Origin of the sequence: Mycolicibacterium bacteremicum, from assembly GCF_002086115.1 — a bacterium.
Lineage (GTDB): Bacteria > Actinomycetota > Actinomycetes > Mycobacteriales > Mycobacteriaceae > Mycobacterium > Mycobacterium bacteremicum.
The window spans coordinates 87,264-106,620 of the sequence record NZ_MVHJ01000002.1; the positions used below are offsets into that span (position 1 = coordinate 87,264).

General features: G+C 67.8%; 19 protein-coding genes. 15 read left to right on the top strand and 4 right to left on the bottom strand.

What is annotated here, in order from left to right; all coding sequences use genetic code 11:
* Window positions 1-15 precede the first annotated feature (15 nt).
* The 3 genes from BST17_RS02770 to ppnP are packed head-to-tail and all read left to right on the top strand — an operon-like array spanning window position 16 to window position 2,008.
* A complete protein-coding gene (locus tag BST17_RS02770) occupies window positions 16-801 on the top strand; it encodes an aldolase (protein ID WP_083055417.1) in 786 nt (261 codons plus the stop codon).
* Window positions 802-812: 11 nt separating this feature from the next.
* Entirely contained in the window at window positions 813-1,691 is an 879-nt protein-coding gene (locus tag BST17_RS02775) for a dihydrodipicolinate synthase family protein (RefSeq protein WP_083055418.1), read from the top strand.
* 35 nt (window positions 1,692-1,726) lie between these two features.
* Window positions 1,727-2,008, top strand: coding sequence for a pyrimidine/purine nucleoside phosphorylase (ppnP, locus tag BST17_RS02780; protein WP_083055419.1), 282 nt, complete (start codon window positions 1,727-1,729; stop codon window positions 2,006-2,008).
* Here the strand turns inward: ppnP and BST17_RS02785 are convergent.
* Window positions 2,005-2,907 carry an oxygenase MpaB family protein gene (locus BST17_RS02785; RefSeq protein ID WP_083055420.1) on the bottom strand — a complete coding sequence of 301 codons (903 nt, stop codon included), beginning with the start codon at window positions 2,905-2,907 and terminating at the stop codon, window positions 2,005-2,007. The genes ppnP and BST17_RS02785 overlap by 4 nt on opposite strands.
* A gap of 185 nt (window positions 2,908-3,092) precedes the next feature.
* Here BST17_RS02785 and BST17_RS02790 point away from each other — a divergent pair, with 185 nt between their 5' ends.
* Complete coding sequence (locus BST17_RS02790; RefSeq protein ID WP_083055421.1) at window positions 3,093-4,316, top strand: TetR/AcrR family transcriptional regulator; 1,224 nt, start codon at window positions 3,093-3,095, stop codon at window positions 4,314-4,316.
* Here the strand turns inward: BST17_RS02790 and menJ are convergent.
* Window positions 4,309-5,529 (bottom strand): menaquinone reductase MenJ, encoded by a 1,221-nt coding sequence (gene menJ, locus BST17_RS02795; RefSeq protein ID WP_083055422.1) that lies wholly within the window; start codon window positions 5,527-5,529, stop codon window positions 4,309-4,311. The two genes, BST17_RS02790 and menJ, sit on opposite strands and share 8 nt — an antisense overlap.
* A 20-nt stretch (window positions 5,530-5,549) precedes the next feature.
* On the opposite strand from menJ, the gene grcC1 reads away from it, so the two are divergent.
* Window positions 5,550-6,557 carry a nonaprenyl/(2E,6E)-farnesyl/geranylgeranyl diphosphat synthase gene (gene grcC1, locus BST17_RS02800; protein WP_083055423.1) on the top strand — a complete coding sequence of 336 codons (1,008 nt, stop codon included), beginning with the start codon at window positions 5,550-5,552 and terminating at the stop codon, window positions 6,555-6,557.
* A 63-nt stretch (window positions 6,558-6,620) separates the two neighbouring features.
* The gene (htpX, locus tag BST17_RS02805) at window positions 6,621-7,487 is read left to right on the top strand and encodes a zinc metalloprotease HtpX (protein ID WP_083055424.1); all 867 of its coding nucleotides are present in this window, start codon (window positions 6,621-6,623) and stop codon (window positions 7,485-7,487) included.
* Window positions 7,488-7,525: 38 nt separating this feature from the next.
* Here htpX and BST17_RS02810 read toward each other — a convergent pair whose 3' ends face one another.
* Window positions 7,526-8,386: a type IV toxin-antitoxin system AbiEi family antitoxin domain-containing protein gene (locus BST17_RS02810; protein ID WP_083055425.1), complete on the bottom strand. Its 861-nt coding sequence runs from the start codon at window positions 8,384-8,386 to the stop codon at window positions 7,526-7,528.
* Window positions 8,387-8,503: 117 nt separating this feature from the next.
* Between BST17_RS02810 and BST17_RS02815 the strand changes: the two genes are divergently transcribed.
* Window positions 8,504-9,040 (top strand): hypothetical protein, encoded by a 537-nt coding sequence (locus BST17_RS02815; RefSeq protein WP_083055426.1) that lies wholly within the window; start codon window positions 8,504-8,506, stop codon window positions 9,038-9,040.
* 12 nt (window positions 9,041-9,052) lie between these two features.
* Here the strand turns inward: BST17_RS02815 and BST17_RS02820 are convergent, their stop codons facing one another.
* Window positions 9,053-10,078: an NAD(P)H-dependent glycerol-3-phosphate dehydrogenase gene (locus BST17_RS02820; RefSeq protein ID WP_083055427.1), complete on the bottom strand. Its 1,026-nt coding sequence runs from the start codon at window positions 10,076-10,078 to the stop codon at window positions 9,053-9,055.
* A 312-nt stretch (window positions 10,079-10,390) separates the two neighbouring features.
* Here BST17_RS02820 and BST17_RS02825 point away from each other — a divergent pair, with 312 nt between their 5' ends.
* From BST17_RS02825 to BST17_RS02860, 8 genes are read left to right on the top strand one after another with little or no spacing between them, the layout of a single operon-like run.
* On the top strand, window positions 10,391-11,242 hold the full coding sequence (locus tag BST17_RS02825) for an MlaE family ABC transporter permease (protein ID WP_083055428.1): 852 nt from the start codon (window positions 10,391-10,393) through the stop codon (window positions 11,240-11,242).
* Window position 11,243: 1 nt separating this feature from the next.
* A complete protein-coding gene (locus BST17_RS02830) occupies window positions 11,244-12,101 on the top strand; it encodes an ABC transporter permease (RefSeq protein ID WP_083055429.1) in 858 nt (285 codons plus the stop codon).
* A complete protein-coding gene (locus BST17_RS02835) occupies window positions 12,102-13,715 on the top strand; it encodes an MlaD family protein (protein ID WP_083055430.1) in 1,614 nt (537 codons plus the stop codon).
* Window positions 13,715-14,770 (top strand): MCE family protein, encoded by a 1,056-nt coding sequence (locus tag BST17_RS02840; protein WP_083055654.1) that lies wholly within the window; start codon window positions 13,715-13,717, stop codon window positions 14,768-14,770. Before BST17_RS02835 ends, BST17_RS02840 begins: the two co-directional genes overlap by 1 nt.
* On the top strand, window positions 14,763-15,791 hold the full coding sequence (locus tag BST17_RS02845) for an MCE family protein (protein WP_083055431.1): 1,029 nt from the start codon (window positions 14,763-14,765) through the stop codon (window positions 15,789-15,791). The genes BST17_RS02840 and BST17_RS02845 overlap by 8 nt, the downstream gene beginning before the upstream one ends.
* A complete protein-coding gene (locus BST17_RS02850; protein WP_083055432.1) occupies window positions 15,788-16,900 on the top strand; it encodes an MlaD family protein in 1,113 nt (370 codons plus the stop codon). Before BST17_RS02845 ends, BST17_RS02850 begins: the two co-directional genes overlap by 4 nt.
* Window positions 16,900-18,105, top strand: a complete 1,206-nt coding sequence (locus BST17_RS02855) for an MlaD family protein (protein WP_083055433.1) — start codon at window positions 16,900-16,902, stop codon at window positions 18,103-18,105. Before BST17_RS02850 ends, BST17_RS02855 begins: the two co-directional genes overlap by 1 nt.
* Complete coding sequence (locus BST17_RS02860; RefSeq protein ID WP_083055434.1) at window positions 18,102-19,352, top strand: MlaD family protein; 1,251 nt, start codon at window positions 18,102-18,104, stop codon at window positions 19,350-19,352. The genes BST17_RS02855 and BST17_RS02860 overlap by 4 nt, the downstream gene beginning before the upstream one ends.
* Window positions 19,353-19,357: the final 5 nt, after the last annotated feature.

Here is a 19,357-nt window from a genome sequence, read left to right on the forward strand (position 1 = left end):
CGGAAAGGGAAATCGATGACGAGCACACTGCACGACTCGAAAGCCGATCTGATGCGCCGCGCACTGGACGGCCTGAACCGCAACATCGGCGAGTCCGGGCTGAGCGCCCGCGAGAAGGTCGCGCTGACATGCCGCGCCCTGTTCGACGCCGGTCACGACTCCGGGCTGGCCGGTCAGATCACCGCCCGCGCCGAGGAGCCCGGCACCTACTACACCCAGCGCCTCGGGCTCGGCTTCGACGAGATCACCGCGGGCAACCTGCTGGTGGTCGACGAGGACCTCAACGTGCTCGACGGCGACGGAATGGCCAACCCGGCCAACCGGTTCCACTCCTGGATCTACCGCGCCCGACCCGACGTCGGGTGCATCGTGCACACCCATCCCTTCCACGTCGCGGCGCTGTCCATGCTCGAAGTGCCGCTGGTGGTGTCACAGATGGACATCGCGCCCCTCTACGACGACTGTGCGTTCCTGCCGGACTGGCCGGGCGTGCCGGTCGGCAACGAGGAGGGCGAGATCATCTCGGCCGCGCTCGGCGACAAGAAGGCCATCTTGCTGGCCCACCACGGACATGTCGTCGCCGGTGCCGGCATCGAGGAGGCATGCTCGCTGGCCATGCTCATCGAACGGGCTGCCAAATTGCAACTGGCCGCGATGGCGGCGGGAACCATTGCGCCCCTGCCTGATCGACTCGCCCGCGAGGCGCACGACTGGACCCTGACCCCCAAACGCAGCCAGGCCAACTTCGCCTACTACGCGCGCCGCGCGCTCGCCAACCATCCCGACACCCTCACCGCCTGAAAGGTCAGACCATGACGAACATCCACGGCATCATCGCCTACCCCATCACGCCGTTCACCGCCGACGGAACCGGTGTCGACACCGCCCGACTGGCCGGGCTCGTCGAGCACCTGGTCGGCTCCGGCGCCCACGCGATCGCACCGACCGGCAGCACGGGGGAGTCCGCCTACCTGACCGAGGCGGAGTTCGACACCGTCGTCGATGTCACCGTGCGCACGGTCGCCGGTCGCGTCCCGGTCATCGTCGGCGCGTCGGATCTGACCACGGCCAACACCATCCGCCGCGCCCGGTATGCACAGCAGGCCGGCGCCGACGCGCTGATGATCCTGCCGGTGTCCTACTGGAAGCTCACCGACCGCGAGATCATGGCCCACTACGCCGCCGTCGCGTCCGCCGTCGACCTGCCGATCATGGTGTACAACAACCCCGCCACCAGCGGCATCGACATGAGCCCGGAGCTGTTGGTGCGGATGTTCCGTGAGATTGACAACGTCACGATGGTCAAGGAGTCCACCGGTGACCTGAGCCGGATGCGACGCATCAAGGAGCTCTCCGGCGGCGAGCTGCCCTTCTATAACGGCAGCAACCCGCTGGTGCTCGACGCGCTCACCGAGGGCGCGTCGGGCTGGTGCACCGCAGCACCCAACCTGCGACCCCAGCCCTGCCTGGACCTTTATGACGCGGTACGCGCCGGTGATTCCGACCGCGCCCGACAGATCTACGAGGACCTCGCGCCGCTGCTGCGCTTCATCGTCGCCGGTGGTCTGCCCACGACGGTCAAGGCCGGCCTGGAGCTGCTCGGTACCGATGTGGGCGACCCGCGGGCACCGCTGTTGCCGCTGGATGCCGAGGGGCGTGCCGAGCTGCGGGCGATGCTGACCGGGGTGTGAGCCACCGGCGAGGGAGCACTCGTTAGTCTGCGCGCATGTTCAAAGTCAACGAGTACTTCGACGGCGCGGTCGCCTCGATCGCCTTCAGCCCCACCGACGGCCCGGCGACCGTCGGCGTCATGGCGGTCGGGGAGTACGAGTTCGGGACCTCTCAGCTGGAGATCATGCATGTGGTCAGTGGCGCGCTGACAGTGCAGCTGCCCGGCCGCGATGAGTGGGAAACCTTCTCTGCGGGAACGCACTTCACCGTGCCCGCGGACAGCACGTTCCGGGTGCGGGCTGAGGTCGAGACCGCCTACCTCTGCGAGTACCGCTAGATCAGCGCCTTCTTGCCGCGGATCCGGCGTCGCACATCACCCAGCAGCAGGTGACTGCCGCCGTGCCGGATGAACCGTGGGATGAAGCGGTTCACGAACGCGACGAACACGAACAGGTTCTCGAACCGGCGACGCTCGGCGGCCGACCACTGCAATCCCATGGCGTCGCGGAACACCGGTGCCAGTGACCCGATGGTCAGGAAGCGCAGCAGCGGGGCGAAGGTGACGCGCAACGGCCAGTTGATCATCTTCAGGTCGATCAGCGCCATCAGGTAGTCGCGGATGTGCGAGTCGATCACGACCCGCCCGCACGCGGTGTTCCAGTAGTCGTCGAACGCCGCCCGGGTGGGTGGCCACTGATCCGCGGTGACCTGCAAGGTGGTGCCCAGCGGTTTGGCCGACTGGTAGAACTGTTCGGCCTGTTCGGCCGACATCGCGCCGTGCAACAGCTGGTAGGTGTCCTCGAACCCGACGAACAGGCAGGCCGCCACCCACAGCTGGAGCTCGCGGTTGAACGCGTTGTAGCGCACCGGGCTGGTCTCGGTGGAGTGCACCTGCCGGTGGGCGACATCGACGGCAGCGCGGTAGGCCGCCCGGTCCGCATCGGTGCCCAGGATCGCGACGGCCAGGTACTGGGTCGTGGTGCGCGCGCGTTTCCACGGGTGCTCCATCAGACTGCCGGACGGGACCCGGCTCTCGGCCACGCCATAACCGACCTCGGGGCGGGCCATCTGCATGATGACGTTGGCCGCCGCGCCGGCAAAGGACCAGAAATCGACGGCATCGCGGATGTCGACCTCGCCGCGATCCCAGCGCGCGGTGCGCGTCAGGATGGTGATCCGGGTGTCGGCGACGGTGAGCTGCGATCCCGGCTCGGAATCGTACTGTTGCGCAGGCATGGCCGTCCTCCCTCGTCCCTATCCAGCCTGGCACAGGGATTGACGCACGCGCAAGGCTTTATGTGAATCGCCATTCCTGACAACGTCAGCCATGAGAGAGCGTCAAATGGTGGTTCTACACCCCGAGAGGTGAAGCGTCATTCGCCACCACCGCGGATGGCTATCGAATGCGTTACCGTGGGTACATGTCAACAGTCGGCCGCGCGGCGCAACCCGCTGTGCGCAAGCGGCCGCGGGACCGCAAGGCCCAGATCGTCAAGGCTTCCGCCGATGCCTTCAGCGCGCTCGGGTACCACGCCGTCAGCATGGAGGACATCGCCTCCCGGGTCGGTATCTCCGCCGCCGCGCTCTATCGACACTCTCCGGGCAAATACGAACTGTTCCGCGACGCGGTCGTGGCGCTCGGTCAGCAGCTGGTGGACGGCACCGAGATCGCCGACCCCGATGCCGATCCGGCGACCCAGCTCGACGATCTGGTCGACGCGCTCGTCGACACCGCCATCGCCAACCGCAGCTCCGGCGGCCTGTACCGCTGGGAGGGTCGCTACCTCAACAACGATGACCAGGCCGTGCTGAACGGCCAGATCGAACTGGTGAACCGGCGCCTGCAGCAACCCTTGATGCAGCTGCGCCCGCAGCTCACCTCGCGGGAGCGCTGGACGCTGACCTCGGCGGCGCTCAGCGTGATCGGCAGCGTGACCGACCACCGGGCCGCCCTGCCGTCGGCCGAGATGCGGGCACTGCTGGCGGGTCTGGCATCGGCAGTGCTGTGGGCCGAGTTGCCCGCGCCCGCCGAATCGAGCGACCCGCCGCGAGCGCTCAAGAGCGGTGCCGGCGTCGGCGGCAAGTACGAGATCCTGCTGCACGAGTCCCTGTTGTTGTTTCACAGCAAGGGTTTTCGGGAGACCAGTATGGAAGACATCGCCGCGGCGGCTGGCATGCAGCCCTCGGGTATCTACCGGTTCTTCCCCGGCAAGGCCGATATCCTCGCGGCGTCCTACCGGCGCAGCGCCGACCGGGTGTCCGGGGACATCTCCAGTGTGCTTGCGACGGAATCGAATCCGGAACGCGCACTGGCCAAGCTGATCGACCTTTACGTCGACCGATCCTTCCGCGACCCGGAACTGGCCTACGTGTATTACACCGAGCGAGGCAACGTGCCCGAGGCGGACCGCATGGTGCTGCGTAACATCCAGCGCGCCACGGTCGACGAGTGGGCCCGCCTGCTGTCGCAGGCCCGACCCGAATTCAGCCACGCCCAGGCGCGTTTCGCGGTGCACGCGGCGTTCGGGCTGGTGGTCGACCTGGGCCGGCTGGTGCATTACGAAGACACCGAACACTCCCGGGCCAGCGTCCGGTTGATGATGGAGCTCACCCTGTTGGGTCGCCCGTCGCGCGGGGTCAGCTGAACGGCGCCCGCTGGTCGAACCGCCGCGACACCAGGCCGGCCGAGCGCCACGCCCGGGCGATCCAGTCCTCGTCCTCCTCGGTGACCAGGTTGCCCATCATCCGGACCGCCACCGTCATGAGGAAATGCGAGCGCAGCGCCACCGGGCCGACGGCGGGTAGGAACCGGGGCAGTGTCAGCAACAGCGCCAGCCGTCGCGCGGCCGAGAACCCACGGGCGTAATGCTCGGTCAGGATCGCCGGCCAGGCCGCCGTCAGATCCCCGGACCCCAGCAGTTCGGCGGCCAGCCGCCCGGTCTCCAGGCCGTAGTCGATGCCCTCACCGTTGAGGGGGTTCACGCATGCCGCGGCGTCTCCGATCAGCATCCAGTTCGGCCCGGCCACCCCGCTGACCGCGCCGCCCATCGGCAGCAGCGCCGAGAGTCCCGCCCGGGGCTCCCCGTCGAATCCCCACTCGTCGCGGCGCAGGCCGCAGTAGTAGGACAACAGCGGTCGCAGCGCGGCATCGGCGGGACGCTTGGCCGTCGCGAGCGCGCCGACGCCGATGTTCACCTCCCCGTTGCCCAGCGGGAAGATCCAGCCGTAGCCGGGCAGCACCTCACCCTGCGGCGAGCGCAGTTCCAGATGCGAGGTGATCCACGGTTCGTCGGCGCGCGGGGTCGCGATGTAGCCGCGAATGGCGGTGCCGTAGACGGTTTCGCGGTGCCACGTCCGGCCCAGTACCCGGCCCAGGGTGGACCGGGCCCCGTCGGCGACGATCAGCTCACCCACCCGGACCTCGGACCCGTCGTCGAGGATCACCTCCGACACCCGCCCCGATGGATCATGGCGGACGTCAACGGCTTTGACGCCGAGCAGCATCTTGGCCCCGTCGTCGGCGGCCACCATGCGGATCCGGTCGTCGAGTTCGGTGCGCGGGACGGCGCTGCTGGACGCCGGGAACGACGGGCCGGGCCAGCGCACCTCGACGTCGGCGCCGAACCCCGACATCCGCAACCCGTGGTGGCTGACCCTGCCCGCCAGCCAGTCGCCCAACCCCAGCAGGCGCAGTTCGGCGATCGCGCGCGGGGTCAGACCGTCACCGCAGGCCTTGTCACGCGGGAACTGCGCCGAATCGATCACCAGGACGTCGCGACCTGCCCGGGCGGCCCAGGCGCCCGCCGCCGAACCGGCGGGCCCGGCACCTACAACAACCACATCTGCTGGACTCGGCACCCTCCCAGTATGTTGGAACAATGAGGACACCGGCGAGCGTGGTGGCGGGCGTGGATTTCGGGAACCCCGAATTCGCTGCGCGGGTGCGTGACGGCGTGGAACGCGTCGAAGATCTGATGTCCACCGAACTGGGCAAGGCCGACGTGCTGATGGCCGAGGCCGTCCAGCATCTCTTCCAGGCCGGCGGCAAGCGGTTCCGGCCACTGTTCACGGTGCTGTCGGGGTCGCTGGGCCCACGGCCGGAGGATCCTGAGGTCATCATCGCCGGCGCCGTCATCGAGCTGGTGCACCTGGCCACGCTCTACCACGACGACGTCATGGACGAGGCGCAGGTGCGGCGCGGGGCCGACAGCGCCAATGCCCGCTGGGGCAACAACATCGCCATCCTGGCCGGCGACTACCTCTTCGCCACCGCGTCCCGGCTGGTGTCGCGGCTCGGCCCGGATGCGGTGCGCGTGATTGCCGACACATTCGCCCAACTGGTCACCGGCCAGATGCGCGAGACCCGGGGCGCCGCCGACGGCACCGACGAGATCGAGCACTACCTCAAGGTCGTCTACGAGAAGACCGCCTGCCTGATCGAGGCGTCCGGCCGGTTCGGTGCGACGTTCTCGGGTGCCGACACCGAGCAGGTCGAGCGGCTGTCACGGCTGGGCGGCATCGTCGGGACGGTGTTCCAGATCTCCGACGACATCATCGACATCGACAGCGACCCCGACGAATCGGGCAAGCTTCCCGGCACCGATCTGCGCGAAGGGGTGCACACCCTGCCGGTGCTGTACGCGCTGCGCGAAGACGGTGCCGACGGCGACCGGCTGCGGGTGCTGCTGGCCCGGCCGCTGACCGATGACGCCGAGGTCGCCGAGGCGCTGACGCTGCTGCGCCGGTCGGCGGGCATGGCCAAGGCCAAGGAGAAGGTCCGCGAGTACGCCACGCGGGCCCGTGACGAACTGGACAACCTGCCGGCCGGGCCCGGGCGGGACGCGTTGGCGACGCTGGTCGACTACACCGTCAACAGGCACGGGTGAGCCGGAACCTACGGGGGTCAGTCGAACGTTAGCCAAGCGAAGACTCTCGGAGGAGAAAAGCTGATGACCTGGCATCCCCATGCCAACCGATTGAAGACGTTCGTGCTGCTGGTCGGCATGTCCGCGCTGATCGTCTTCATCGGTGCCCTGTTCCAGAACCAGTCGATCCTATGGCTGGCGGTGCTGTTCGCCGTCGGCATGAACGCCTACGTCTACTTCAACAGCGACAAGATGGCGCTGCGTGCGATGCACGCGCAGCCGGTCAACGAGATGCAGGCGCCCGCGATGTACCGGATCGTGCGGGAGCTCGCCACCACCGCCCGCCAACCGATGCCGCGGCTCTACATCAGTGACACCGCCGCGCCCAACGCCTTCGCCACCGGCCGCAACCCGCGCAACGCCGCGGTGTGCTGCACCACCGGCATCCTGGGAATCCTCGACGAGCGCGAACTGCGTGCGGTGCTGGGCCATGAGCTGTCCCACGTCTACAACCGCGACATCCTGATCTCGTGTGTGGCCGGTGCGCTGGCCTCGGTGATCACCGCGCTGGCCAATATCGCGGTGTTCGCCTCGATGTTCGGCGGGAACCGCGAGGGCGGCGCGAATCCCTTTGCGATGCTGCTGGTTTCGCTGCTGGGCCCGATTGCGGCCACCGTCGTCAAACTTGCGGTGTCGCGGTCGCGGGAGTACCAGGCCGACCAGTCCGGTGCCGAGCTGACCGGCGACCCGCTCGCACTGGCCAGCGCGCTGCGCAAGATTGCCTACGGTGTTCAGGCCGCGCCGTTGCCGCCGGAGCCGCAGCTGGCCGACCAGGCGCACCTGATGATCGCCAACCCGTTCCGGGCGGGGGAGAAGATCGGCAAGTTGTTCTCCACCCACCCGCCGATCGAAGACCGCATCCGTCGGCTGGAGCAGATGGCCGGCCGCTGAGTTGTGATTTCGGTGAGGATACGTGCGGTGAGCGCACGTTATCTCACCGAAATCGCGGTGCGGATGACCGATATGACCCGCTCCGGATACTCGACGAGGTCCAGCCAGGTGAATCGCAGCACCGTCCAGCCGTTGAGGACGAGATAGTTCTGCCGCCGGCGGTCGCTCGCGAACCTGTCCGGATCACTGTGAAAGGCCCAGCCGTCGACCTCGATGGCCACCGTGAGACCCCGGAAAGCGACGTCGACCTTGTACGGGCCGACCGGAAGGTTGGCCACCCACCCGGTGATGCCGTGTTCTTCGAGCAGCTTGATCAGCAGCCGTTCCGCCTCGGATTGCGCGCCGCTCTCGGCAGCACGGAGCAAGCGTCGCGCGGCCGGTGACCCGTACCGGCCCTTGTTCCGCATATGCGCCCGCCACAGTTCGGGCAACGTGCCGTCGCCTTGAAGCGCGGTGTCCATGATCTTCGGGCCGCCGCCGCGGCGGGCAGCGGCTTCCACTGCCGTCAGGGCCAGCGTGGTGACGCGCAGGCCGCGCATATCGACGATGTCGCGGGAATCGAGATCGCGCCGTCGGGGGCGGCAACCGGGCCGGGGACGGCCGTATCCGTTGCGCGCCAGCGTCACTTCCACCACTCTGGGTGCGAACCGGGTGAGACCATGCCACCAAGCCGCAGCCAAGCCGCTGGCGCAGGCGGTGTGTCCGTAGGACCAGACCGCAGCCCGGATGCGTGCGGCGTCGTCGAACGGTCGGTCCTCGGCGAAGTACACGCTCGGTGCGCACCTTCGCCACATACCGGAACGCACGCGCCGACGAACCGCGTCTGGACTCAGTCCCAGCGCTCGGGCCTGAGACAGCGTGATGACGCCGTCGTTGCACCGCAGATGATCGTTCAACACACGTGTTTGGACGCGGCAGCGTATCGACCGGTTCCACACTTCGCGGATTCGGTGAGGATACGTGCGCTCACCGCACGTATCCTCACCGAAATCGCAAGAAGAGATAGGGTGTGGCGCATGCGTACCCGAGGTCTGCTGTTTGCGGTGGCCGCCGCCGCTGCGCTGAGCGTCCCCGCGGTGGCGGCGGCCGAACCGCCTCCTCCGCCGCCCCCTCCGCCCGCACCGAACATCGGCGGCTACGCGCTGGTGAAGCCCTCGGAGTACGCGGTCAACGACGGCAGCATGTACGCGTTCACCGCCGGCGCGGGCATCACCTGCGTGCTGAGCCGGACCAACGGTAGCTACGGCTGCAGCGGAGTTTTCCCGGGTGCACCCGGCGGCGCCAATGTCGTCAGCGGTGGCCAGGTCGGTGCGCCGGGCTTCGCGACGGCGGCCAATGCGGTGTACGCCGGGGACAAGCCGGCGCTGCCGCTGCCGGCCAACTCGCGCATCAGCTTCCAGCACGTCACCTGCGGCACCGACGGCGCGCTGGTCACCTGCCAGAACTCGTTCGACCAGTCCGGCTTCGTGGTCGGCCCGGGTGGCAGTTGGATCGTCAACCCGACCAACCCGCTGCTGGACCGGCCCGAGGGGCGCAACCCGTACTTCAACTGAGCGCCGAGTGTCTCAGAACCCGGAGCCGTGCACCTCGTGGCCCGGGTTCTCCACCATCAACCCGCGGTAGGCATCCTCGACCGTGTGCCCGTGGTTGATGACCCCGTCGACCTCGCGGGCGATCGGCATGTTCAGCCCGTACTTCTCGGCGAACTCCATGATCACCGAGGCGGCCTTGACCCCCTCGGCGACCTGATTCATCGCCGCGATGATCTCCTCGACGGTCTTGCCCGAGCCGAGTTGCTCACCGACGTGCCGATTACGGCTGCGCTGCGAGGTGCAGGTGACGATGAGGTCGCCCATACCCGCCAGCCCGCCGAAGGTGTCGCGGTGCCCGCCCATCGCGACCCCGAGCTTGGACATCTCCGCGACCGCGCGGGCCATCACCATGGCGCGGGTGTTCTCGCCGATGCCCAGCGAATAGCCCATACCCACGGCGATGGCGTAGACGTTCTTGAGGGCACCTGCCATCTCGACGCCGACGACATCGTCGGTGGTGTAGGTGCGGAAGCGCCGGGTCCGGAACAGCCCGGCCAGGTTCGCCGCCAGATGCTGGTCGGGCATGGCCAGCACGGCCGCCGCGGCATACCCTTCGGCGACCTCGCGGGCGATGTTGGGCCCGGCCAGGATTCCGGCCGGGTGGCCCGGCAGCACCTCGTCGACGATCTGGCTCATCCGCATGTTGGTGCCCTGTTCGAGGCCCTTCACCAGGGACACCACCGGCACCCACGGACGCAGCTCGCGGGCCAGTTCGATCAGCACCCCACGGAAACCGTGCGACGGCACGCCCATCACGATGACGTCCGCGCGCTGGGCGGCCTCGGAGAAGTCGGTGGTCGCCTGCAATCCGTCGGGTAGCACGCACTCGTCGCCGAGGTACCGCGTGTTGCGGTGGTTGTCGTTGATGTCCTTGGCGGTCTCCTCGGAGCGGACCCACTGCAGGGTCGGCCCGCGCCGCGCGCAGATGGAGGCGACGGTGGTTCCCCAGGAGCCGCCGCCGAGGACAACGACGTTCGGTTCGCGCTGTGCAGGTGCCATCCGGTCAGCGTATTGCGGTGGCGGTACCGCTGACCGCGACTTGCGCAACTCGCCTGGCCGGCGGCTCGGTCACCGCCATCGATAAGTTAATGACTGTGCGGTGGCGTGGCGGTTTCCGCAGGATCGGCATTCCGACGCTATGAGGGGACTCAGAACACTATTTGCTGGGCCCTGCTACGCTGCCGACACGAAATATGTGAATGAAAATTCTTCAAATCATTGACGACGATGAAACGTCGGCTATACCGTGCCAACCACCGCTGGTGATGGGTCAGGGCGTGGCCGTGCAGCGGTGTCGGGGAGGGATCAACTTTGCGCGAGCGCGTCACCGGTGCGGGCAACGGACTCGGCGAGGCCGGGGACTGGGCCGGTGGGTACGTCAAGCGCCACCCGATCGCATCACTGCAGACGGTGGGCGATCAGTTCGTCCTCGGCGTCCGCACCATCCAGCACCTGTTCGTCGACCTGTTCACCGGGCAGTTCCAGTGGCAGGAGTTCGTCCGGCAGGGTGCGTTCATGGCCGGCACCGCCGTGGTGCCCACCGTGCTGGTGGCCCTGCCCATCGGGGTCACGCTGTCCATCCAGTTCGCGTTGCTGGCCGGCCAGGTCGGCGCGACATCGCTGGCCGGTGCGGCCAGCGGTCTCGCGGTCATCCGGCAGGCCGCCTCGCTGACGGCCGCCATCCTGATGGCGGCCGCGGTCGGCTCGGCGATCACCGCCGACCTCGGCTCGCGCACCATGCGCGAGGAAACCGACGCCATGGAGGTCATGGGCGTCTCGGTGATCCGCCGGCTCGTGGTCCCGAGGTTCGCCGCCGCCGTCATGATCGGCGTCGCGCTGACCGGTGTCGTGTGCTTCGTCGGCTTCCTCGCCAGCTTCCTGTTCAACGTGTACTTCCAGAACGGCGCGCCGGGCAGCTTCGTGGCGACGTTCGCCTCCTTCGCCACCACCGGCGACATGGTGGTGGCGCTGGTGAAGGCGGTGATCTTCGGTGCCATCGTCGCCGTGGTGTCCTGCCAGAAGGGATTGTCGACCGCGGGCGGACCGACCGGGGTGGCCAACTCGGTCAACGCGGCGGTCGTCGAGTCCATCCTGCTGCTGATGGTGGTCAACGTCGTCATCAGCCAGCTCTACATCATGCTGTTCCCCAGGGTCGGTCTCTGACATGGCGGCCACGACCTATGTCCCGAAGCTGTTGGCACCGTGGAAGACGATGGGCCGGCGGACCGCGACGCCGTTCCTGCGGCTCGGCCACATGGTGGTCTTCTTCTGCCAGGCGATCGCCGCCGTTCCCCTCGTACTGCGGCACTACCGCAAGGAATTCGTGCGGCTGCTCTCGGATGTCACCTGGGGCAACGGATCTCTGGTGGTCGGCGGCGGAACCGTCGGGGTGGCCGTCGTGCTCGGTGTCACCGTCGGCGCGCTGGTCGGTATCGAGGGCTACAACTTCCTGGACCTGCTCGGCCTCGGCCCGGCAACCGGCATCATCTCGTCACTGGTCAACACCCGCGAATTGGCACCCATCGCACTGTCATTGGCGTTCGCCACCCAGGCGGGGTGCCGGTTCACCGCACAGCTGGGCGCCATGCGGATCGCCGAGGAGATTGACGCCCTCAACGCCATCGCGATCCGGCCGATCCCGTACCTGGTCACCACCCGGTTGATGGCCGCCACGGTGGCCACGGTTCCGCTGTATGTCGCCTGCCTGGCGGTGAGTTACCTGACGACCCAGATCGTGGTGCTGGTGATCAGCGGCGGGTCCGACGGCTCCTACATGCACTACTTCTCGCTCATGCTGTCCGGGCAGGACATCGTCTACTCGCTGATCAAGGCGGTGATCTTCGTCTGGATCGCCTCGACGATCCAGTGCTACTTCGGCTTTTACGCATCCGGCGGCCCGGTCGGCGTCGGCGTCGCCGCCGGACACGCCATGCGGGCCGCCATCACCGTGGTGATCCTGGTCAACATGCTGCTGACCATGGCGCTGTGGACGGTCGATTCCGGCGCACGGTTCGGAGGTTAGGTGAGCAACTCCCTGGACATGGACGGCCGCGGCCCGTCGGACACCCAACTGTTGGTCTGCGGGATCGCGGTGGCGGTGGTCGGCGCACTGGTGGCCGGCCTCCTGCTGATCAAATCGACCGGACGGCTCGAGCCCTATGTCCGTGTCGTCGCCGCGCTGCAGAATGTCGGTGACGGCCTGCCGCAGCGCTCCGACGTGAAGTACCACGGGCTGCTCGTCGGCATGGTCGAGGCCGTCACTCCGGCCACCCACGGCCGGCCCAATTACGTTGACATCAACCTGGATCCGACCTACGCCGGGGCCATCCCCGGCACCGTGACCGCACGGGTCGTCCCGAGCAACGTGTTCGCGGTGTCCTCCGTGCAACTCGTCGACAACGGACCCGGGCCGGCGATAAGGGCCGGTGCGGAGATCGCCGAGGACACCGAACTGCCGACGGTGCTGTTCCAGACCACCATCAGCAAGCTGCGCGACATCCTGGCCGCGACCGGGCGCGGCCGGGAGGACAAGACCATCGGCGTGCTGGCGGCGGTCAACGCGGCGACGGAGAACCGGCGCACCGAACTGCTGGCCGGTGGTGCCCAACTCAACAGGCTGATCGACCAGCTCGACGCGATCGTCGACACCGAACCCGACGACACCACGGTCTCCGCGCTGATCGATGCCGCGAACGGGTTGGCGCAGACCGCACCGGAACTGGTGGACTCACTGCACAAGGCCGTGGCGCCCATGCAGACCCTGGTGGAACAGCGTGCCCAACTCACCTCGCTGATCAACGGCGGAATCCATACCGTCGGCACCACCCACACCGCGCTGAACAACCACACCGACCGACTCGTCGAGATCACCAAGGACCTGACGCCGGTGCTGGGGCAGCTCGCCGAGACCTCCCAGCACTGGGTGCCCGCGTTCGTCAAGCTGAATCAGCTGTCCGACAAGTTCTTCGAGCATGCGTGGCTGGGTGAGCACGATTTCGGCAACATGCGGATCAACCTGTCCTTTACGCCGAGTCACACCTACACCCGCGCCGACTGCCCGCAGTACGCCGGGCTCAAAGGTCCCAGCTGCTTCACCGCGCCGCTGGTGCCCACCCGGCCCGAACTACCCGATGTGCTGCTGCCCCAGAACTACCAGCCACCCGCGGACCTGGCCCCGCCCGCGGGCACGGCGGTCGGTCCGAACGGCAATCTGATGGCCGTCGGACCGCCGCTGATCAACACCGACCCGAATCTCGCGGACCCCAATCCGCCGTTGCCGCCGTGGATGGCACCGTCACCACCGGTGCCGCTGACCGCGAATCCCGCACTGGTGCCGGTACCTCCGCCGCCGGTGCTGCAGTCACCGCTGGCCCCGGTCGCGGGTGCGCCACCGCCGCAGGGATCGACCGGTGACGGCCGCACCGCGCCACCGCCGGCCGGCGGCCCGTCACCAGCGCCGCCCGGTGCTGCCGAGGCTGCACCGGCCTCGTTCGGCGGCAATGTCGGTCCGGTCGGCAGCACGCAGGAGCGCGACATCCTGAGCGCAGCCATCGGCCAACCCGCCAGTACGGCAACGCAACTGCTGCTCGGCCCGGTCGCGCGGGGCACCACGATCTCGGTGGGAGGAGGATCATGATCCGGTACCGCGGCGCGCTGATCGGATTGTCGCTGTTCATGGTGGTCTCAGTGACACTGACCTGGCTGGTGTACGTGACCCTGCGCCGCGATGTGGCCGGGCAGACGGTGCCCTACGCGGCGGTCTTCACCGACGTGTTCGGTCTGCGGGAAGGCGATGACGTCCGGATGGCCGGCGTCCGCGTCGGCCGGGTCGAGAAGGTCGAACTGCAGGGCAGCAACGCCCGGGTGGCCTTCGTCGTGCAGGCAGACCAACAGGTGCTGGGCAACACCGTCGCGTCGGTGACCTACCAGAACATCGTCGGACAGCGCTACCTCGGCCTGTCGCTCGGTGCCGTCGGTGATCCCGGTCCGCTGCCGGCCGGCAGCACCATCCCCGTCGAGCGCACCGATCCGTCGTTCGACGTGGGCACGCTGCTCAACGGGTACGAGCCGCTGTTCAGCGTGCTCAACCCGCGCGATGCGGACAACCTGACCAAGGGCGTCATCGCATCGCTGCAGGGCGACGACGCGTCGATCGTCGCGCTGGTCGACCAGACGGCCCAGCTGACAGAGGCGTTCGCCGGCCGGGACGAAGAACTCGGCGACGTCATCACCGACCTGAATCTGGTGGCCTCCAATCTGGCCGCCCACAACGCCGAGCTCGACCACGTGATCGGTCAGGCCCGCACCCTGGTCAGCACCTTCGATGCCCGCAGGCCCGAACTCATCGACTCGATGGGCTCCATCTCCCGTGTCGTCCGACAACTCTCCGTGGTCGCCGACGACGTCTACCCGTCGCTGAACGAGCTGGTGGTCCGCCAACCAGGTTTCGCCGCGCACCTGGTGACCATCGAGCCGCAACTGGCGTTCACCGGAGCGAATCTGCCGTTGCTGCTCAAGGGTTTCGCCCGGATCACCAACGAAGGCTCCTATGCGAACACCTACGCCTGTGACCTCAACGCCACCGGATTCTTCCCGGGCCTCAACGACGTGACCCCGATCATCGTCGCGGCGGCCACCCCCGGGAACAAGACGGCCTACACCCCCCGCTGCAGGAACATGGCCAATGGGTAGGGCGAACAGGCGCATCCTGGAGAGCTACAGCCGACTGTGGCTCGGTGTCATCGCGATCGCCGTGGTGTCGGTCCTGGTGGGCGTCCTCATGATCGTCAGGGTCGCCGATGTCGGGTACACCAGCTACACCGCGCGCTTCCTCCAGGCCGCCGCGCTGAAGGTGGGCAATCCGATCACGGTCGCCGGTATCCCGGTGGGCGAAGTCAAGAGCATGAAGCTGATGGGCGACCACGTCGAGGCGAAACTCGCGGTGCGCAATGACGTCTCCCTGGGCGCGGAGTCACGTGCGGTCATCAAGATCACGACGATCCTCGGGTCGCGGTACCTGGCCCTGGAACCCGCCGGGTCGGGGTCGCTGCCCGACCGGACCTTCGCGCTGAACCGCACCGAGGTGCCCTACGACCTGCAGGAGGCGCTGGCCGATGTCACCACCACCTATGAGCAGGTCGACTCGGACAAGTTCGCCCAGACGCTGAGCGTGCTCGGCAAGCAGATGGCGGGGCTGCCCGCGGTGGTGCCCCAGGCATTGGCCAACACCCAGAAGCTGGCCAACATCATCGCGACCAGGCGTGACCAGCTGGGCAACCTGCTACAGACCACCGAGACGGTGGCCAACACGCTGCGGGCCCAGCAGTCGACCGTCGGCAGCCTGGTCCGCCAGGGCAACACGCTGGTCGGCGAGTTCGTCGCACGCCGCGCGTCCTTCCAGGCGATGCTGGCCGCACTCACCAGTCTGGTCGAGACGCTGAGCGGCATCATCATCGACGACCGACCCGAACTGGAAAAGACATTGGTCAACCTGCGCGAACTGTCCGACCTGCTGGGCAAGCATGACGACCTGCTACGCAGCATCCTGCAGTCCGGGCCGGTCGCGCTGCGCGGGCTGGCCAACGCCACCGGCAACGGGAACGCCGCCGATATCAACGTGAGCAATGGGCTGCTGATCGATTCGTGGATGTGCGCCATCAGTGGCCGGGCAGAACAATTCGGCATGATCGAGTACTTCCAGGACTGCAAATGACGCGCCGTCGACTCGTGCTGCTCGCCACCTTCGCTGCGGTGCTGGCCCTGGCCGCGGGCGTCGTGGGCTGGTCCCAGCTCGGTGGCCGGTTCAACACCATCACGCTGACGGCTCAGTTCGACAGCGCCGCAGGCCTTTACGTCGGCAATACGGTTGCCGTGCTGGGCATGCCGGTCGGACAGGTCACCGCCATCACGCCGAAGGGAAGTTACGTCGAGGTCCAGTTCACCGTCGATGACGAAGTCAAGATCCCGGCAGACGCCCAAGCCGTGACGATCTCGAATTCGATCCTCACCGACCGCCAGATCGAACTCACCCCGGCCTACCGGGAAGGCCCGGTGCTGGCCGAGGGTGACACCATCGGGCTGAACCGGACGAAGACCCCGATCGAGTTCGCCAGGGTGCTCGACGTACTGGACAAACTGTCGGCCTCGCTGCGCGGCGACGGACAGGGCCACGGACCGCTCGCCGACGTGGTCAACGCCAGTGCCGCCATCGCCGACGGCAACGGCCAACAGATGAAGGACGCGCTGGGCGCGCTCTCGGATGCGCTGCGGATGAGCTCGGACCGCGGTGAGGTCACCGGCGACCAGCTCACCACCATCATCGGCAATCTCAGCTCGCTCATGCAGGCCGCCGCCGACAACGATGCCACCCTGCGCGAATTCGGCTCCGGCGTGCGCCAACTCAGCCAGGTGCTGGCGGATGAGCACTTCGGCAACGGCACCACCGGCAAGAAGATCGACGAGGTGCTCGCCCAGGTCGGTGAGGTGCTGCAGACCCACCGGGAAGCCATCAGAGCGATCGTCGCCAACGGTGACACGGCCATGACTACCCTGACCGAACACCAGCGCGATCTCGCCGAGTTCCTCGACCTCACCCCGATGACGCTGGACAACCTCTACAACATCGTGGACCGGACCAACGGTTCGGCGCGCGCACACGTGTTGGTGGACAAGGTGCTCTTCGACACCCAGACCGTCAAGGAGGTGTGCAACATGATGGGTCTGCGCCAGTTGGGTTGCAGCACGGGCACATTACAGGATTTCGGACCCGACTTCGGGTTGTCCCACATCCTCGACGGCATGACGGCGATGGGGCAACGCTGATGAACAGGCTGACCGGGCGGGTGCTGCCGCTGGCGCTGGCGGGGTGGCTGGCCACCGGCTGTGCCACCGAGGGTTTGGCCAGCCTGCCGCTGCCCGCACCCGGGTCGGGTGCCGGTGGCTACGCCATCACCGCGGTGTTCTCCAACGCGCTGAACCTGCCCGCCAACGCGAAGGTCAAACTCGCCGGAGCCGACATCGGGGAAATGGAGTCGATGGTCGCGCGCAACTACACGGCCGTCACCACCCTGCGGATCATGGACGGGGTTCAGCTGCCGCGCGGTAGCACCGCCGAATTACGTTCCGCCACACCACTGGGTGATGTGTTCGTCTCGATCCGTCCGCCTGTCGACGTCGACGCCGCCACTGGGCTGCTGCGTGACGGCGACACCATCGGACTGGGGTCGACGCAGGCCGCCGCGACGGTCGAGTCGCTGCTCAGTTCGGCTGCGGTCCTGGTCAACGGCGGCGCGGTCCGCAATTTCACCAACATCATCAACGGTCTCGGCAAGGCGACCGGTGATCAGGGCCAGGCCTTCGGCACGCTGATCGCCAAGACCAATCACACCCTGGGAACGCTCAACGGCCGCGCGGACCAGCTGTCCGAGGCCATGACGGCGACCTCGCAGCTGGTCGACCGGCTGGCCGAGAAGAATGATGCGCTCGGCGAGCTGATGGACGCGGCTGCGCCGGCCACCGAGACCCTCGCCGAGCACACCACCGACATCGCCGACCTGATCGTGCAGATCGGTGACACCACCGCCCAGCTGCGCAAGTTCCCCTCCATCGCGGGCACCGATACCAGCGGCCGCAGCGTGATCGGCGATGCGAACACGGTCGCCGGGGCGTGGAACGATGTCGCCCTCACCCCCGACGCCACCCTCTACAAGCTGAACAAGCTGATGCCGCCGTTCGTCAAATCAACTGCCAGTAATTCGATCTCGACCCGCGCGAGCATCGACCGACTGGTGTTGGGCTCCATCCCGGACATCGGCTTCGCCGGCGACCCGGGCCTGCACGGTCCCAAACGGTATGACTGGCACAAGCTCGTCGGGAGCCTGCAGTACACCTTGCTGCGGCTGCAGGAGCGGGTGGTCGGCCGCGGCCCGGGCGTGCCCCAGCTGCCGGTCATCCCGAGCCCGACCGAACCCGGCCAGGTGCAGCCCGCGACACCAGCTGCCCCGCTGCCCGCGGAGGCACCCCGATGATCAACACCGTCGCGGACACCGTCGTCGACGTGGTCCGGTTCGGCCACCGCAAGCGGGCCTGGCTGTCGGCCCTCGCCTTGGTGGCCGTGCTGGTGATCGCCACCGGGTACCTGTTGGTCGGTGCTTTGCGGGTGCGCCCCTTCGCCTCGGATTACCGCGTCACGGTGGAACTCCCGGACTCGGCGGGCCTGCTGCCCAACCAGGACGTCACCCTGCGTGGGGTGCCCATCGGCCGGGTGGAACGACTCGACATCACCGCCGCCGGGGTGAACGCCGTGGTGAACATCAGCTCATCGGTGCCGATCCCGCAGTCCAGCGACGTCCGGGTTTCGGGACTGTCACCGGCCGGTGAGCAGTACATCGACTTCTCCGCCGATACCGACGCCGGACCGTTCCTGCAGGACGGCAGCACCGTGGCGCTCGGCCGGGCCACCGTGCCGGTCAGCCTGGCCGAACTGCTCGCCGACGCCGACGGCGCGCTGGCGCAGGTCGATGTCGCCAAGCTCGATGTCATCCGCCGTGAGCTGAGCATGACTGCGGCCGGCCCCGGCAAGCTCAAGGACATCATCGACGGCGGGACGTTCCTGCTGTCCACGCTGGATTCGGTGCTGCCGGAGACCGCGAGCATGCTGCGCACCAGCCGCGTCGTGTTCGATCTGGCTGCCGACAAGAGCGACGGCATCGCCGTGGCGTCGGACAACCTGGGTGCGACGTTCGACGGCGTGAACCGCATGCAGGACGGGTTCCGCCGGCTCACCGACCGTGCGCCCGGCACATTGACCGCAGTCGACAACCTCTTCGCCGACAACTCCGACACCATGGTGCAACTGCTCGGGGACCTCACCACCACCGCGGAGCTGCTCTATCTGCGGGTGCCCGCGCTGAACGCGCTGTTCCCGTCCTACCGCACCTCGGTGCTCGACGCGTTGGGCAGCATCATGCACGACAACGGGTTGTGGGTGACCGGTGACATCTACCCGCGATACTCCTGCGATTACGGGACGCCGCGCCGGCCACCGTCGAATGCCGACTATCCCGAACCCTTCATGTACACCTACTGCCGCGACGACCACCCCGGTGTGCTGGTTCGCGGGGCCAAGAATGCGCCCCGGCCCGCCGGAGACGACACGGCAGGCCCCCCGCCCGGCGCCGATCTCGGGCGCACCACCGATCCGACACCGAAGGGCCGCTTCACGATCCCCACTCCGTACGGGGGACCGGTGCTGCCCATCGATCCGCCGCGATAGAGAGG

What these genes read in the sequence shown, in the direction of transcription:
- BST17_RS02770 (WP_083055417.1), top strand. Translation starts at nt 16, where the DNA reads ATGACGAGCACACTGCACGACTCGAAAGCCGATCTGATGCGCCGCGCA.
- BST17_RS02775 (WP_083055418.1), top strand. Translation starts at nt 813, where the DNA reads ATGACGAACATCCACGGCATCATCGCCTACCCCATCACGCCGTTCACC.
- ppnP (WP_083055419.1), top strand. Translation starts at nt 1,727, where the DNA reads ATGTTCAAAGTCAACGAGTACTTCGACGGCGCGGTCGCCTCGATCGCC.
- BST17_RS02785 (WP_083055420.1), bottom strand. Translation starts at nt 2,907, where the DNA reads ATGCCTGCGCAACAGTACGATTCCGAGCCGGGATCGCAGCTCACCGTC.
- BST17_RS02790 (WP_083055421.1), top strand. Translation starts at nt 3,093, where the DNA reads ATGTCAACAGTCGGCCGCGCGGCGCAACCCGCTGTGCGCAAGCGGCCG.
- grcC1 (WP_083055423.1), top strand. Translation starts at nt 5,550, where the DNA reads ATGAGGACACCGGCGAGCGTGGTGGCGGGCGTGGATTTCGGGAACCCC.
- htpX (WP_083055424.1), top strand. Translation starts at nt 6,621, where the DNA reads ATGACCTGGCATCCCCATGCCAACCGATTGAAGACGTTCGTGCTGCTG.
- BST17_RS02815 (WP_083055426.1), top strand. Translation starts at nt 8,504, where the DNA reads ATGCGTACCCGAGGTCTGCTGTTTGCGGTGGCCGCCGCCGCTGCGCTG.
- BST17_RS02820 (WP_083055427.1), bottom strand. Translation starts at nt 10,078, where the DNA reads ATGGCACCTGCACAGCGCGAACCGAACGTCGTTGTCCTCGGCGGCGGC.
- BST17_RS02830 (WP_083055429.1), top strand. Translation starts at nt 11,244, where the DNA reads ATGGCGGCCACGACCTATGTCCCGAAGCTGTTGGCACCGTGGAAGACG.
- BST17_RS02845 (WP_083055431.1), top strand. Translation starts at nt 14,763, where the DNA reads ATGGGTAGGGCGAACAGGCGCATCCTGGAGAGCTACAGCCGACTGTGG.
- BST17_RS02850 (WP_083055432.1), top strand. Translation starts at nt 15,788, where the DNA reads ATGACGCGCCGTCGACTCGTGCTGCTCGCCACCTTCGCTGCGGTGCTG.
- BST17_RS02855 (WP_083055433.1), top strand. Translation starts at nt 16,900, where the DNA reads ATGAACAGGCTGACCGGGCGGGTGCTGCCGCTGGCGCTGGCGGGGTGG.
- BST17_RS02860 (WP_083055434.1), top strand. Translation starts at nt 18,102, where the DNA reads ATGATCAACACCGTCGCGGACACCGTCGTCGACGTGGTCCGGTTCGGC.